The 14,691-nt window shown below is 59.4% G+C and carries 14 protein-coding genes; 11 read left to right on the top strand and 3 right to left on the bottom strand.

The features are described from left to right. Positions 1-21: 21 nt before the first annotated feature. From modA to modC, 3 genes are read left to right on the top strand one after another with little or no spacing between them, the layout of a single operon-like run. A complete protein-coding gene (gene modA, locus HWQ14_RS20700; RefSeq protein WP_148420789.1) occupies positions 22-798 on the top strand; it encodes a molybdate ABC transporter substrate-binding protein in 777 nt (258 codons plus the stop codon). Continuing rightward, positions 795-1,487, top strand: a complete 693-nt coding sequence (gene modB / locus HWQ14_RS20695; protein WP_176610858.1) for a molybdate ABC transporter permease subunit — start codon at positions 795-797, stop codon at positions 1,485-1,487. The genes modA and modB overlap by 4 nt, the downstream gene beginning before the upstream one ends. Beyond that, a complete protein-coding gene (gene modC, locus HWQ14_RS20690) occupies positions 1,487-2,545 on the top strand; it encodes a molybdenum ABC transporter ATP-binding protein ModC (protein ID WP_148420787.1) in 1,059 nt (352 codons plus the stop codon). Before modB ends, modC begins: the two co-directional genes overlap by 1 nt. Here the strand turns inward: modC and HWQ14_RS20685 are convergent, their stop codons facing one another. Beyond that, entirely contained in the window at positions 2,546-3,364 is an 819-nt protein-coding gene (locus HWQ14_RS20685; protein ID WP_176610857.1) for a pyridoxal phosphatase, read from the bottom strand. Between the two features lie 119 nt (positions 3,365-3,483). On the opposite strand from HWQ14_RS20685, the gene pgl reads away from it, so the two are divergent. Together pgl and tisB are read left to right on the top strand one after the other, a co-directional pair. After that, on the top strand, positions 3,484-4,479 hold the full coding sequence (gene pgl, locus HWQ14_RS20680) for a 6-phosphogluconolactonase (RefSeq protein WP_176610856.1): 996 nt from the start codon (positions 3,484-3,486) through the stop codon (positions 4,477-4,479). Positions 4,480-4,922: 443 nt separating this feature from the next. After that, positions 4,923-5,012 carry a type I toxin-antitoxin system toxin TisB gene (tisB, locus tag HWQ14_RS23435; protein ID WP_148420784.1) on the top strand — a complete coding sequence of 30 codons (90 nt, stop codon included), beginning with the start codon at positions 4,923-4,925 and terminating at the stop codon, positions 5,010-5,012. 53 nt (positions 5,013-5,065) lie between these two features. Here tisB and HWQ14_RS20670 read toward each other — a convergent pair whose 3' ends face one another. Further along, a complete protein-coding gene (locus tag HWQ14_RS20670) occupies positions 5,066-6,349 on the bottom strand; it encodes a putative acyl-CoA thioester hydrolase (protein ID WP_176610855.1) in 1,284 nt (427 codons plus the stop codon). 223 nt (positions 6,350-6,572) lie between these two features. Here HWQ14_RS20670 and hutI point away from each other — a divergent pair, with 223 nt between their 5' ends. The 6 genes from hutI (at position 6,573) to HWQ14_RS20640 (ending at position 14,116) form a co-directional block, all read left to right on the top strand. Next, entirely contained in the window at positions 6,573-7,796 is a 1,224-nt protein-coding gene (hutI, locus tag HWQ14_RS20665) for an imidazolonepropionase (protein ID WP_176610854.1), read from the top strand. Further along, a complete protein-coding gene (hutG, locus tag HWQ14_RS20660) occupies positions 7,793-8,731 on the top strand; it encodes a formimidoylglutamase (protein WP_176610853.1) in 939 nt (312 codons plus the stop codon). The genes hutI and hutG overlap by 4 nt, the downstream gene beginning before the upstream one ends. A 19-nt stretch (positions 8,732-8,750) precedes the next feature. Further along, complete coding sequence (locus HWQ14_RS20655; protein ID WP_176610852.1) at positions 8,751-9,485, top strand: histidine utilization repressor; 735 nt, start codon at positions 8,751-8,753, stop codon at positions 9,483-9,485. Positions 9,486-9,612: 127 nt separating this feature from the next. Continuing rightward, entirely contained in the window at positions 9,613-11,301 is a 1,689-nt protein-coding gene (hutU, locus tag HWQ14_RS20650; protein WP_176610851.1) for a urocanate hydratase, read from the top strand. Beyond that, positions 11,298-12,818, top strand: a complete 1,521-nt coding sequence (hutH, locus tag HWQ14_RS20645) for a histidine ammonia-lyase (protein WP_176610850.1) — start codon at positions 11,298-11,300, stop codon at positions 12,816-12,818. The genes hutU and hutH overlap by 4 nt, the downstream gene beginning before the upstream one ends. Positions 12,819-12,973: 155 nt before the next feature. Further along, on the top strand, positions 12,974-14,116 hold the full coding sequence (locus HWQ14_RS20640) for an IS481 family transposase (protein WP_432418026.1): 1,143 nt from the start codon (positions 12,974-12,976) through the stop codon (positions 14,114-14,116). Positions 14,117-14,209: 93 nt separating this feature from the next. Here the strand turns inward: HWQ14_RS20640 and HWQ14_RS20635 are convergent, their stop codons facing one another. Then, a complete protein-coding gene (locus HWQ14_RS20635) occupies positions 14,210-14,686 on the bottom strand; it encodes a kinase inhibitor (RefSeq protein ID WP_014169213.1) in 477 nt (158 codons plus the stop codon). Positions 14,687-14,691 lie beyond the last annotated feature (5 nt).

Genomic DNA, 14,691 nt, shown 5'->3' with positions numbered 1-14,691 from the left:
CGATACGCACAGGAGCTTCAAATGGCACGTTCATGGGTACGCCTTTTCGCAGGGGCAACGCTGACGCTTTCACTCACCGGGCACGCGCTGGCAGATGAGGGAAAAATCACGGTCTTTGCGGCGGCGTCGCTGACTAACGCGATGCAGGATATTGCTGCGGTATACAAAAAAGAGAAAAACGTTGAGGTCGTTTCGTCGTTTGCCTCCTCTTCCACGCTGGCCCGCCAGATTGAAGCCGGGGCGCCTGCCGATCTGTTCATCTCTGCCGACCAGAAATGGATGGATTACGCGGTTGAGAAAAAGGCTGTTGAAACGGACACCCGTGAAACCCTGCTGGGAAATAGCCTGGTGGCGATCGCGCCTGCAAACAGCAGGCAGGGCGACATCGCCATTAACAAACAGACGGACTGGACCCGTCTGCTCAACGGCGGCCGTCTGGCGGTAGGCGATCCCGCGCATGTCCCGGCCGGGATTTATGCGAAGGAAGCGCTGCAAAAGCTGGGCGCCTGGGAGACGCTGTCGCCGAAGCTGGCACCTGCGGAAGACGTGCGCGGCGCGCTGGCGCTGGTAGAGCGTAACGAAGCCCCGCTCGGGATTGTGTATGGCTCTGATGCGGTTGCCGGTAAAGGCGTGAAGGTGGTGGGCACCTTCCCGGAAGACTCGCATAAGAAAGTGGAATATCCTGTTGCGATAGTTGATGGACATAAAAATGCGACCGTGACGGCCTTCGTTGATTACCTGAAGGGGCCGGAAGCGTCCGCGATCTTTAAACGTTACGGATTTACGACTCACGAATGATATTGACCGAACCTGAATGGCAGGCCGTGCTGCTGAGCCTGAAAGTCTCTTCCCTGGCGGTTGCGCTGAGCTTGCCCTTTGGGGTGTTCTTTGCCTGGTTACTGGTTCGCGTGAAGTTTCCAGGCAAAGCCCTGCTCGACAGCGTTCTTCATCTCCCGCTCGTGCTGCCGCCCGTGGTGGTCGGCTATCTGCTGCTGGTCTCAATGGGGAGGCGCGGTTTTATCGGTGAATGGCTGTACGACTGGTTTGGACTCACCTTTGCTTTCAGCTGGCGCGGCGCGGTGCTTGCCGCGGCGGTAATGTCCTTCCCGCTGATGGTGCGCGCCATCCGCCTGGCGCTGGAAGGGGTTGATATCCGCTTAGAACAGGCTGCCCGCACGCTGGGCGCAGGCCGCTGGCGGGTGTTTCTGACCATCACGATGCCGCTCACGTTACCGGGCATTATCGTCGGCACGGTGCTGGCGTTCGCCCGTTCGCTGGGCGAGTTTGGTGCAACTATCACGTTTGTATCTAACATTCCGGGCGAGACGCGTACCATCCCGTCGGCGATGTATACCCTGATTCAGACGCCGGGCGGCGAAGGAGCGGCGGCCCGGTTGTGCATTATTTCGATCGTGCTCGCCCTGGTCTCGCTGCTGGTGTCCGAGTGGCTGGCGCGCCTCAGCCGTGAACGGATGGGGAAACAGTGATGCTGGAACTCAATTTTACCCAGACTCTGGGCAACCACACGTTGACGCTGAACGAAACGCTGCCTGCCAGCGGCATCACCGCTATTTTTGGCGTTTCCGGGGCGGGCAAAACGTCGCTGATTAATGCGATTAGCGGCCTGACGCGTCCTCAGTCCGGCCGCATTGTGCTGAATAACCGCGTCCTGAATGACGCAGAAAAGAAGATCTGCCTTGCACCTGAGAAGCGCCGCATCGGCTATGTGTTTCAGGACGCGCGCCTGTTTCCCCACTACAGCGTGCGCGGCAACCTGCGCTACGGTATGGCGAAAAGCATGGCCGGACAGTTTGATAAGCTGGTGGCGCTGCTGGGCATCGAGCCGCTGCTGGATCGCCTGCCGTCTTCGCTGTCGGGCGGTGAAAAACAGCGCGTGGCGATTGGCCGCGCCTTGTTAACCGCGCCGGAACTGCTGCTGCTGGATGAACCGCTGGCCTCGCTGGATATTCCGCGCAAGCGCGAGCTGCTGCCGTATCTGCAACGTCTGGCGCGTGAAATCAACGTTCCAATGCTGTACGTCAGCCATTCGCTGGACGAGATCTTACATCTGGCCGACAAAGTGCTGGTGCTGGAAGCGGGCGGCGTGAAGGCCTTTGGCAACCTGGAAGAGGTGTGGGGCAGCAGCGTCATGCATCCGTGGCTGCCAAAGGAGCAGCAGAGCAGCATTCTGAAGGTGAGCGTGCTGGAACACCATCCGCACTATGCGATGACCGCGCTGGCGCTGGGCGATCAGCATCTGTGGGTCAATAAAATCGACACGCCGCTACAGTCGACCTTACGGATCCGCATTCAGGCGTCGGACGTCTCTCTGGTGCTGCAACCGCCGCTGCAAACCAGCATCCGCAATATACTGCGCGCCAGAGTGGCGCAGTGTTTTGACGATAACGGTCAGGTAGAAGTGCAGCTGGAGGTGGGCAGCAGAACGCTGTGGGCGCGCATCAGCCCGTGGGCCAGGGATGAGTTAGGCATCAGGCCTGGCCTGTGGCTCTACGCGCAAATCAAGAGCGTCTCCATCACCGCCTGATTACAGCAGGTGGGTATAGATATACTGCGCGATGCTGTCGGTGGTGTTCTCGCCAATCACCACGTCAGCCCGCGCTTTCACCGCGTCATCGGCGTTGCCCATCGCCACGCCCGTGCCGGCAGCTTCCAGCATGCTGATGTCGTTATAGTTATCGCCAAACGCAATCACGTCCCGCATTGACCAGCCCTGAGACTCAACGAACTGGGTCAGCCGTTTGCCTTTGCTGTTGCCTTTACGGGCAATATCTACCTGATCGTGCCACGACCATTCGCATTCCAGGCCCAGGGTGTGCTCGACATGTTTAGCGAAGGTATTAAGTTTGGTGGTGTCTTCATCGGTCAGGGCGAATTTCCAGATGGCGTCGACATCCTCCGCCGCCTGGCGCAGGGAAGATACCTGAGTGAACACCGGACGCTGCGCTTCCGGCAGGGACAGCGCCCAGTTGCTGGTGCGGATCACGTGGCCGGTCGGGCGCTCATACATCATGGCGTTATCCACGTACATCAGGCCATGAATGGCGTGCTCATCCAGTAAATCAATCAATTGCAGCGCCTGAGAAACGGGAAGCGGATCGGACGTTAAAACCTTTTTCGCCTGATAATCATACAAATAGGTGCCATTACAACAAATTGCAGGTGTATCTAAGCCCAGTGCCTGATAAAAAGGATGAATGGCAACGTGATGTCGACCCGTTACGATGAGAAGTTGATACCCCGCTTCCTGGGCTCTTTTAAGGGCTTCGAGAGAAGAGGGGAGCAGGGTTTTCTGAGGGGTAAGCAGTGTTCCGTCTAAATCCAGGGCAATCACTCGCGAGGTCATTTTTTCTTCCGGGTTAATGTTGAATTTAAGGCCTGTCGGGATGGTACACCGAGAGCGGATCCCTGCAAAATCCCGAACTACAATTCAGCATTCACCGTTAAAAATAATCAGGAGTATTCATGAAACAAACCGTTTATACCGCCAGTCCTGAAAGTCAGCAGATCCATGTCTGGCGTTTGAATACAGAAGGTTCGCTTACGCTGGTTCAGGTTGTTGATGTGCCAGGCCAGGTTCAGCCGATGGTCGTCAGCCCGGATAAACGTTTTCTTTATGTCGGCGTGCGCCCGGAATTTCGCGTTCTGGCCTACCGCATCTCCCCGGATGATGGCGCGCTGACCTATACCGCAGAAGCACCGCTGCCGGGCAGCCCGACCCATATTTCTACCGACCATAAGGGCAACTTTATCTTCAGCGGCTCCTACAATGCAGGCTGCGTGAGCGTCACCCGCCTGGAAGACGGTATTCCGGTTGAAACGGTCGACGTGGTGGAAGGGCTCGAAGGTTGCCACTCAGCTAACATCTCCCCGGATAACCGCACGCTGTGGGTGCCGGCGCTGAAGCAGGATCGCATCTGTCTGTTCACCCTGAGCGAAGACGGCCACCTGGTCGCGCAAAGCCCGGCGGAAGTGACCACCGTGGAAGGGGCAGGCCCGCGCCACATGGTCTTCCATCCGAATCAGCAGTATGCCTACGTGGTAAACGAGCTGAACAGCTCGGTAGACGTGTGGGAGCTGAAAGATCCTAACGGTCAGATTGAGTGCGTGCAGACGCTGGACATGATGCCGTCTGACTTCTCCGACACCCGCTGGGCGGCCGATATTCATATCACGCCGGATGGCCGTCACCTGTATGCCTGTGACCGTACCTCCAGCCTGATCACCGTATTTAGCGTCTCTGAAGACGGCAGCGTGCTGGCGATTGAGGGCTTCCAGCCGACAGAGACCCAGCCGCGCGGCTTTAATGTCGATCACAGCGGCAAATACCTGATTGCGGCGGGGCAGAAATCCCACCACATCGCGCTTTATGAGATCAAGGGTGTGCAGGGGCTACTGGAAGAGAAAGAGCGCTATGCGGTCGGCCAGGGGCCAATGTGGGTTGTGATTAACGCGCACTGATCCGCAGAAAGCAAAAAACCTCGCAAATGCGAGGTTTTTTTACGCCCGGTGGTAGCCGGGTGAGCACATCAAAACGTAACCAACGCGGCCATCATAATATTGGCTTAGGATGATGTAAATTCATCATCAGCCTAAAAAAGGAATTATGACGTGATGGTAACTCTATATTTGTAATAAAATCAGTTGATTATATGATTACCCTTTATAAATTCCTAAACTCGCCACAACTGTTTTTATGTACAGTGATGGTCTGATATTATTCTGCGCGTTGGTTTGATGTGTTGCAGTTCCGCAATTCAGGATCCTTTTTAAGTCCTGGCTGTCGGGTGGTGCCGACAGTGCCTAAACTGCGGAGCACATCAAAACATAACCAACACACCTCGGGCGACAGGCAGCGGAAAGGTAAGCCAGAGGAGAAGTGCTCTATACCAAAGGAGTGGCGTATGAGCGGTGTGGAATGGGCAATTCTGTTCCTGCAACTCATGGTTGCAATTATGCAACTATTGGATGCGTTTCTTAAGTTCGGTACCTGACGTATCCAGTCGCAGTAAAAAGGGGGATTAAAAATCCCCCTTTTACGCTTATTTTACTGCTTCGGCTCGGCAACCACCTTGCTACCCAGACCGCGGTTGTTGTATTCCCACATGCGGTTGAAGTTAGCGTCGTTCAGATTGCGCTGCACCTTCTCTTTATCATCCACCGTGCCGGTGTTGCCGGAGAACGGACGTTTGGAGATCGCCGCGTCTGCCCACGGTTTCGCCACGTTAAAGCCTTCGTTAATCACGCTGTCGCGGATCACCACCTGACCGTTCGTGGCGGAATCCACGTCCAGCGAGCGGCCAAGCTGCGCAACGCCGTCACCGGCAGCCGTAAAGCGGCTGTTAACGGCCAGGAAGCCATAGAAGAGGTTGGACTGCGTGGCCGGCGCGAACACGTAACCTTCCTGCTGAGTGCGCGAGTTCACCACGCGGAAATCGGTGTTCTCGAACACCACCGCACCGCGACCGGACACCATATCCACATCACCTTCAACGTAGCTGTTGGTAACCAGGGTGCGCGTGAGGCGGTTATTCTGGAGGGTATTCTGCACGCCGCTGTTGGTGACGAAGAAGGTGTTCTGACGGCCAAGAATATTGACGTTGTTGATTTGTACCTTGTCGCCATCGCTGCGCAGCGCCACGGCCTGGTGATTACCTGCGTCAACGCTGTCGCCCAGGGTGTTCTGAATGGTCAGATTCTGTAACTGCAGGCCGTTGTTCTGAGACCAGAATACCGCCGAGCACATCACGCCAACTGTGGCGGCACGCTTGCTCTGGCATTTATCAAACATATACCACGCCGGTTTGCCTGGCATGTATTTGCCGGCCGGGTTCACCAGATGGCGCCAGGCCGCGCCGTCGAGCTCTGAATCAATTGCCAGGCCAATTTTTACGTCGACCGCTTTTTCGCCCAGGCCGTAAATGGTAATGCTGCCAGGGGCCGCCGGAACGTACACGGTGCCTTCGTATTCACCCGGCAGGATCGCAATGTACTGACGAGATGCGCTGTGTTTGGTGATTGCCGCATCGACCGCTGCCTGAATAGAGGTGTGCGTGACGCCCTGCGCCCCGGCCGGGCCAACAACGAAGTCTGGCTGTTTCGGCAGGTTAATAGAAGAAGGCGTCCACGGGGCAGCGTTTGGATCCATCGACGAGAAATAGTGCGCACGGGTGAAATTCTTCGCTTCATCCGCAGACAGAACAGGGCGGGAAGCGGTGCCCGGAGCAACCTGCTCAGAGGGTTGCTGATCCGGTGGTGTTGAGCTGCACGCGGATAAAGTCACGCCAAAGGCAAGTGCCAACGCCAGACGGGAAATCCTGGAAATAGTCAAGGTAATGCTCCTGGGTATGCAAGTCTTATCTGGATAGACGAAATAGCCTGCTTTTTTATACTAAGTTGAGCGAAACGGGAAGATAAAAAGGGGAAAAGTTGCACTTTTGCCCGGAGGGGACGGGAAAGTCATCACAAATAAATAACATTTTGCCTCAGGGCGGTTGACAGCCGGCGGCAGATGAAAATAAATGTCTATACAACCCATGACAAGTGGAAGGCACATGCAGCAGATTCATCCCGACGATGTGATATGGCGAAATGCCCGACTGGCAACCCTGGTTGCAGGCGAACCGGAACCGTATGGCCTGAAAGAGCAGCATGCTCTCGTGGTGCGTGGCCAAACGATTCTGGCCGTTATTCCTGAATCAGAGGTCCCCTCCGGGCATCGCCAGTGTGTCGATCTCAACGGGCGTCTGGTCACTCCCGGCCTGATCGACTGCCATACCCACCTGGTGTTCGGCGGCGACCGCGCGGCGGAATGGGAGCAGCGGCTCAACGGCGTATCGTATCAGACCATTAGCGCTCAGGGGGGCGGGATTAACGCCACGGTCACGGCCACCCGCAACAGTTCACCGGAAACCCTGCTGGCTCTGGCGCAGCAGCGTCTCCGGCGCCTGATGAACGAAGGGGTAACCACCGTTGAAATCAAATCGGGATACGGGCTCAATGCCGATACCGAAGAGAAAATGCTGCTGGTTACGCGCCAGCTCGGCCTGAACAACCTGGTGGACATCAGCCCGACGCTGCTGGCGGCGCACGCCGTCCCTGCGGAGTACCGGCAGGATCCGGACGCGTATATGACGCTGGTCTGTGAGGAGATCGTCCCCGCGCTTTGGCAAAAAGAACTGTTTGAAGCGGTGGACGTGTTTTGTGAAAACGTGGGCTTTACCCCGGCACAAACCGAACGCCTGTTCCGGGCCGCCGCCGCGCTCGGTATCCCGGTAAAAGGGCACGTAGAGCAGCTCTCCAGCCTGGGCGGTGCGGCGCTGGTCAGCCGCTACAGGGGGCTTTCCGCGGATCATATTGAGTACCTTGATGAGGCGGGGATCCAGGCGATGGCGCACGGCGGCACGGTCGCCGTATTACTCCCGGGGGCGTTCTACTTTCTTCAGGAGCGTCAGCGTCCCCCGGTGGAGCAGCTCAGAAAACAGGGCGTGCCGATGGCCGTAGCCACCGATTACAATCCGGGCACCAGCCCGTTTGCCAGCCTGCATCTGGCGATGAATATGGCCTGCGTCCAGTTTGGCCTGACGCCGGAAGAAGCCTGGGCAGGCGTGACGCGCCATGCCGCGCAGGCGCTGGGGCGCGGCGCGACGCACGGGCAGTTGAAGGCGGGCTACGTGGCCGACTTTGTCGTCTGGGAGGCCAATCATCCGGTTGAGATGGTTTACGAGCCGGGGCGTAATCCCTTATATCATCGCGTATTTAGGGGGCAGATAGCATGAAGCTGTGGCATCCCGTTTCTCCGCAGGTCTGGCAGGGGCGTGACGACAGCGCCGAGTCCAGCACCGCAAAGCGCCTTTTCCAGACGATACGGCAGCGTGAACGCTTCTCCCCCGAGCCGTCAGGCATCGCCCTGATGGGCTTTGAGTGTGATGAAGGGGTAAAGCGTAACCAGGGCAGGCCCGGAGCCGCGCAGGCCCCAGACGTGCTGCGCGGCGCGCTGGCGAATATGGCAAGCCATCAGGGACACGCGCGGCTGGTGGATATGGGCTCTGTTTATGTTGAAGGCAACGCCCTGGAGGCGGCACAGCGGGCGCTGAGCGATGCGGTAACCGCGTGCCAGCAGTCCGGGATGCGAACCCTGATTTTCGGCGGCGGACATGAAACCGCCTGGGCGCACGGGCGCGGCGTGCTTGATGCCTTCGCCACTGAACGCGTTGCGACGATCAACCTTGATGCGCACCTGGATTTACGCAAGGCTGATCGGGCGACATCCGGCACGCCGTTCCGCCAGCTGGCGCACTATTGCGCGTCCCAATCGCGCGAGTTTCACTACGCCTGCCTGGGCGTAAGCCGTGCGGCGAATACGCAGGCGCTGTGGGATGAAGCCGAGCGGCTAAACGTAACGCTGGTGGAAGATCTGCATTTTCGCCGCGATGCGTTATCCTCCCTGGACCGCGTGCTCGCGGGGGCAGACCGGGTTTATCTCACTATCGATCTCGATGTGCTGCCCGGCGCAGAAATGCCCGCCGTGTCGGCCCCTGCGGCGCTGGGGGTTCCGGCCCTGGATCTCTTGCCGGTGATTGAGCGTATCTGCCGAAGCGGTAAACTACAGGCGGCAGATCTCGTGGAATTTAACCCGCACTACGATCGGGACGGTCAGGGCGCGAAGCTAGCCGCCCGACTGGCCTGGCAAATAGCTCACTGGTGGGCATAACAACATTACAGGAGTCAGCATGTTTTCACGCTCACCGCAGCAACCGGCCAGCCCGCCCGCACCTTTTTATGAAAAGGTGAAAAAGGCGATCAGTGAAAAAATCGCCGCGGGCGTCTGGCGTCCGCACGACCGCATTCCGTCAGAAGCCGAGCTGGTGGCGCAGTTTGGCTTTAGCCGCATGACCATCAACCGTGCGCTGCGCGAACTTACCGATGAAGGGCTGCTGGTGCGTTTGCAGGGTGTCGGAACCTTTGTTGCCGAGCCAAAAGGACAATCGGCGCTGTTTGAAATCCGCAGCATTGCCGATGAAATTACCTCCCGTCATCATCAGCACCATTGCGAAGTGCTGGTGCTTGAGGAGACGCAGGCCAGCGCCGGGCAGGCCGCTGAGCTGAACGTGAAGGAGGGCACGCGCATCTTCCATTCGGTGATGGTGCACTATGAGAACGACGTTCCGGTACAAATTGAAGATCGCTGCGTTAACGCCGGGCTGATCCCGGACTATCTTAACCAGGACTACACGCAAACGACGCCGCATGCGTATCTCTCCCTCGTCGCCCCGCTGACGGAAGGGGAGCATATTGTGGAGGCAGTGCGCGCCACGCCGCAGGAATGCGAGCTGTTGCGCATTAAAGAGCACGATCCCTGCCTGCTGATCCGCCGCCGTACCTGGTCATCCTCGCAAATTGTGTCGCACGCGAAGCTGCTGTTCCCGGGGAATCGCTACCGGCTGCAGGGCCACTTTATGTCATAAGATCGATAAGCGTGATCGCTAACGCAATATAGCAAAATTGTATCTTTTCTGTTAAATCCGGCCTTGTGTGTGCTTGTCTATACAAGTATATCTAAATGCATCACCTGTCCCTTATAAGGAACACACAATGTCGTCAGATAAATACCGCAAGCAGGATGTCCGCGCCGCGCGCGGCACCACCCTCACTGCAAAAAGCTGGCTCACCGAAGCGCCGCTGCGCATGTTGATGAACAACCTCGATCCTGAGGTGGCAGAAAACCCCCACGAGCTGGTGGTTTACGGCGGCATTGGCCGCGCCGCGCGCAACTGGGCGTGCTATGACGCCATTGTTGAGTCTTTAACGAATCTGGAAAACGACGAAACCCTGCTGGTGCAGTCCGGCAAGCCGGTCGGCGTATTCAAAACCCACAAAAATGCGCCCCGCGTGCTGATTGCCAACTCCAACCTGGTGCCGCACTGGGCGACGTGGGAGCACTTTAACGAGCTGGACGCTAAAGGGCTGGCAATGTACGGCCAGATGACCGCCGGCAGCTGGATCTACATTGGCAGCCAGGGCATCGTGCAGGGCACCTACGAAACCTTCGTGGAGGCAGGCCGCCAGCACTATAGCGGCTCGCTGAAGGGCCGCTGGGTGCTCACCGCCGGTCTGGGCGGCATGGGCGGCGCGCAGCCGCTGGCCGCAACGCTGGCGGGAGCCTGCTCGCTGAACATCGAATGCCAGCAGAGCCGCATCGACTTCCGTCTGCGCACACGCTACGTGGACGAGCAGGCCACCGACCTTGACGACGCCCTGGCGCGAATTAAGCGCTACACCGCCGAAGGCAAAGCGGTGTCGGTTGTCCTGTGCGGCAACGCGGCGGATATTCTGCCGGAGCTGGTGGCGCGCGGCGTGCGCCCGGATCTCGTTACCGACCAGACCAGCGCCCACGATCCGCTGCACGGCTATCTGCCTAAAGGCTGGAGCTGGGAAACGTACCAGCAAAAAGCGGATTCCGATCCGGAGGGCACGGTGCTGGCGGCCAAGCGTTCGATGGCGGAACACGTATCCGCGATGCTCGCCTTCAGCAGGATGGGCATTCCGGTCTTTGATTACGGCAACAACATCCGCCAGATGGCAAAAGAGATGGGCGTCAGCAATGCCTTTGACTTCCCCGGCTTCGTGCCTGCCTATATTCGTCCGCTGTTCTGCCGCGGCATAGGGCCGTTCCGCTGGGTTGCCCTGTCCGGCGATCCGGAGGATATCTATAAAACCGACGCTAAAGTGAAGGAGATTGTCGCCGACGACGAGCATCTGCACCGCTGGCTGGACATGGCCCGCGAACGCATCAGCTTCCAGGGCTTACCGGCGCGCATCTGCTGGGTAGGGCTGGAGTGGCGGCAAAAGCTCGGCCTGGCCTTTAACGAAATGGTGCGCAGCGGCGAAGTCTCCGCGCCGATCGTGATTGGTCGCGACCACCTGGACTCTGGCTCCGTCGCCAGCCCGAACCGTGAAACCGAAGCCATGCGCGACGGCTCCGATGCGGTCTCCGACTGGCCGCTGCTGAATGCCCTACTCAATACCGCTAGCGGCGCAACCTGGGTGTCTCTCCACCACGGCGGCGGCGTCGGGATGGGCTTCTCCCAGCACTCCGGGATGGTCATCGTCTGTGACGGAACGGATGAAGCCGCCGCGCGCATTGCCCGCGTGCTGCACAACGACCCGGCGACGGGCGTAATGCGCCATGCGGATGCGGGTTACGAGATTGCCATTGACTGTGCCAGAGAGCAGGGGCTGAACCTGCCGATGATTACCGCCACAGAAGGAAAGCCTGCATGAACGCCTTAACTGTTACTCCCGGCTCGCTGACGCTCAAACAGCTACGTCGCGTCTGGCGCCAGCCGGTCACGCTCACGCTTGATGAAAGCGCCCACCGTGCGATTAACGACAGCGTGGCGTGCGTCGAGGCCATCGTGGCTGAAGGGCGCACCGCTTACGGCATCAACACCGGTTTTGGCCTGCTGGCCCAGACCCGCATTGCCACGCACGATCTGGAGAATTTACAGCGTTCGCTGGTGCTGTCGCACGCGGCGGGCGTTGGCCAGCCGCTGGACGACGACATTGTCCGCCTGATGATGGTGTTGAAAATCAACAGCCTGGCGCGCGGTTTTTCCGGCATTCGTCTGAGCGTGATCCAGGCGCTGATGGCGCTGGTTAATGCAGAAGTTTATCCGTGGATCCCGGCAAAAGGCTCCGTCGGTGCATCGGGCGATCTGGCGCCGCTGGCGCATATGTCCCTGCTGCTGCTGGGCGAGGGCCAGGCCCGCTGGCAGGGGGAGTGGCTGCCTGCCAGAGAGGCGCTGAAGAAAGCCGGGCTGGCGCCAGTCACCCTCGCGGCAAAAGAGGGGCTGGCACTGCTCAACGGCACTCAGGCATCGACGGCTTTCGCGCTGCGCGGCCTGTTTGAAGCGGAAGATCTGTTTGCGTCGGCGGTGGTCTGCGGCGCGCTGACCACCGAGGCGGTGCTCGGCTCGCGTCGGCCGTTCGACGCGCGTATTCACGAGGTGCGCGGCCAGCGCGGCCAGATTGATGCCGCCGCGATGTACCGTCATCTGCTCACCGACACCAGCGCCATTGCCGATTCACACCACAACTGTGAGAAGGTGCAGGATCCGTATTCCCTGCGCTGTCAGCCGCAGGTGATGGGCGCGTGCCTGACGCAGCTTCGTCAGGCGGCAGAGGTGCTGCTGGTGGAAGCCAATGCGGTGTCCGATAACCCGCTGGTGTTTGCGCAGGAAAACGAGGTGGTGTCCGGGGGCAACTTCCACGCCGAACCCGTGGCGATGGCGGCGGATAATATTGCGCTGGCGGTTGCCGAAGTGGGCGCGCTGTCCGAGCGCCGCATTGCGCTGATGATGGATAAGCATATGTCCCAGCTGCCGCCGTTCCTGGTGCGCAACGGCGGCGTAAACTCGGGCTTCATGATCGCCCAGGTGACCGCCGCGGCGCTGGCGAGCGAGAACAAAGCGCTGTCGCATCCGCACAGCGTGGACAGCCTGCCCACCTCCGCAAACCAGGAGGATCACGTCTCGATGGCCCCGGCTGCCGGGCGTCGCCTGTGGGAGATGGCCGCCAACACCCGCGGCGTGCTGGCGGTAGAGTGGCTGGCGGCGTGTCAGGGCATCGATCTGCGCGAAGGGCTGACGTCCAGCCCGCTGCTGGAGCAGGCGCGTCACGCGCTGCGCGAGCACGTTACGCACTACGATGACGACCGCTTCTTTGCCCCGGATATTGATAAGGCGATGCAGCTTCTGGACGAAGGACGGCTGGTGGGGTTGCTGCCGCCGGTGCTGTGATGTTTCCCCTCACCCTAACCCTCTCCCCAAAGGGGCGAGGGGACTTGAACACCCTCTCCCCGTGGGTGTACGGTCCGGGGACATAGTGAACACTTGTTCGGGGACATGGTAGACACTTACAACTAAGGCATAAGAACCCGTTTATGGAGTCGCTTATGCCCTGGGATGCGAGAGATACCATGTCATTACGTACCGAGTTTGTTTTGTTCGCCTCGCAGGACGGGGCGAACATCCGTTCCCTCTGCCGTCACTTTGGCATTTCACCTGCGACCGGCTACAAGTGGCTTCGCCGCTGGGGAGAGGAAGGTGCCTCCGGCCTTCAGGACCGCCCGCGCATACCGCACCATTCCCCGAACCGCTCATCTGACGACATCACTGCCCTGCTGCGTATGGCCCATGGCCGCCATCAACGCTGGGGCGCACGCAAGATAAAGCGCTGGCTGGAAGACCAGGGGCACCATATGCCCGCCTTCAGCACCGTTCATAACCTGATGGCCCGTCACGGCCTGCTGCCGGGCACTTTACCGGGCATTCCCGCCACGGGGCGGTTCGAACATGACGCGCCGAACCGGCTCTGGCAGATGGATTTTAAGGGCCACTTTTCCTTTGGCGGGGGCCGCTGCCATCCGCTCACCCTGCTGGACGACCACTCCCGTTTTTCCCTGTGCCTGGCGCACTGTACCGATGAACGGCGCGAGACCGTGCAGCAGCAGCTGGTCAGCGTGTTTGAGCGTTACGGCCTGCCGGACCGGATGACGATGGATAACGGCTCACCGTGGGGAGACACCACCGGTACCTGGACGGCGCTGGAGCTGTGGCTGATGCGCCATGGTATCCGGGTGGGGCGCTCCCGGCCGTATCATCCGCAGACGCAGGGCAAGCTGGAGCGTTTTCACCGCAGCCTGAAGACGGAGGTGCTGCAGGGGAAGTGGTTCGCGAACGAGGGCGAACTGCAGCGCGCCTTCGACCACTGGCGGACGGTCTATAACCTTGAACGCCCGCATGAGGCGCTGGATATGGCGGTACCGGGCTCGCGATATAAGCCGTCTGCACGGCAGTACAGCGGCAACACACCGCCCCCGGAATACGACGAGGGCGTGATGGTCAGGAAAGTGGATATCAGCGGAAAGCTGAGCGTGAAAGGGGTAAGTCTGAGCGCAGGCAAGGCGTTCAGGGGAGAACGGGTCGGGCTGAAGGAGATGCAGGAAGACGGCCGCTACGAGGTGTGGTGGTACAGCACGAAAGTGGGGGTGATCGACCTGAAGAAAAAGTCGATCACCATGGGTAAAGGATGTTAAAAAGTGTTCACCATGTCCCCGAACACCTGTCTACCATGTCCCCGGACCGTACAGTGGGAGAGGGCTGGGGTGAGGGGCCATCAGACCGCAGGATTACGAATACATCGCCGTAATCGATGCGCTCCCGAGCGAATGGAAATGCACGTTAAAGCCCACCATCGCGCCGCTTGCCCCTTCGTCGACCTCAATCTTATCCACGTCCAGCGCGTGCACCGTGAAGATATAGCGGTGGGTTTCCCCTTTTGGCGGCGCCGCGCCGCCGTAGCCCGCTTTGCCAAAATCAGTGCGCGTCTGTATTGCACCTTCAGGGAGGGCAACCAGGTCGGAGCCGGAACCCTGCGGCAGCACGCGCGTATCCGCAGGCAGGTTTGCCACAATCCAGTGCCACCAGCCGGAGCCGGTCGGGGCGTCCGGATCGTAGCAGGTCACGACAAAGCTTTTGGTTCCGGCGGGCACATCGTCCCACGCCAGATGGGGAGAGATATTATCTCCCTGATAGCCCATCCCGTTAAAAACGTGTCGTTCCGGCAGCTTTTCGCCGTCGCGTAAGTCTTTGCTGATGATTTTCATACGGT

This window comes from Enterobacter cloacae (genome assembly GCF_013375935.1).
GTDB classification, from domain to species: Bacteria; Pseudomonadota; Gammaproteobacteria; order Enterobacterales; family Enterobacteriaceae; genus Enterobacter; species Enterobacter pasteurii.
Note: the sequence above shows the minus strand (reverse complement) of the source record. Positions and strands in the feature narration are given on the sequence as shown.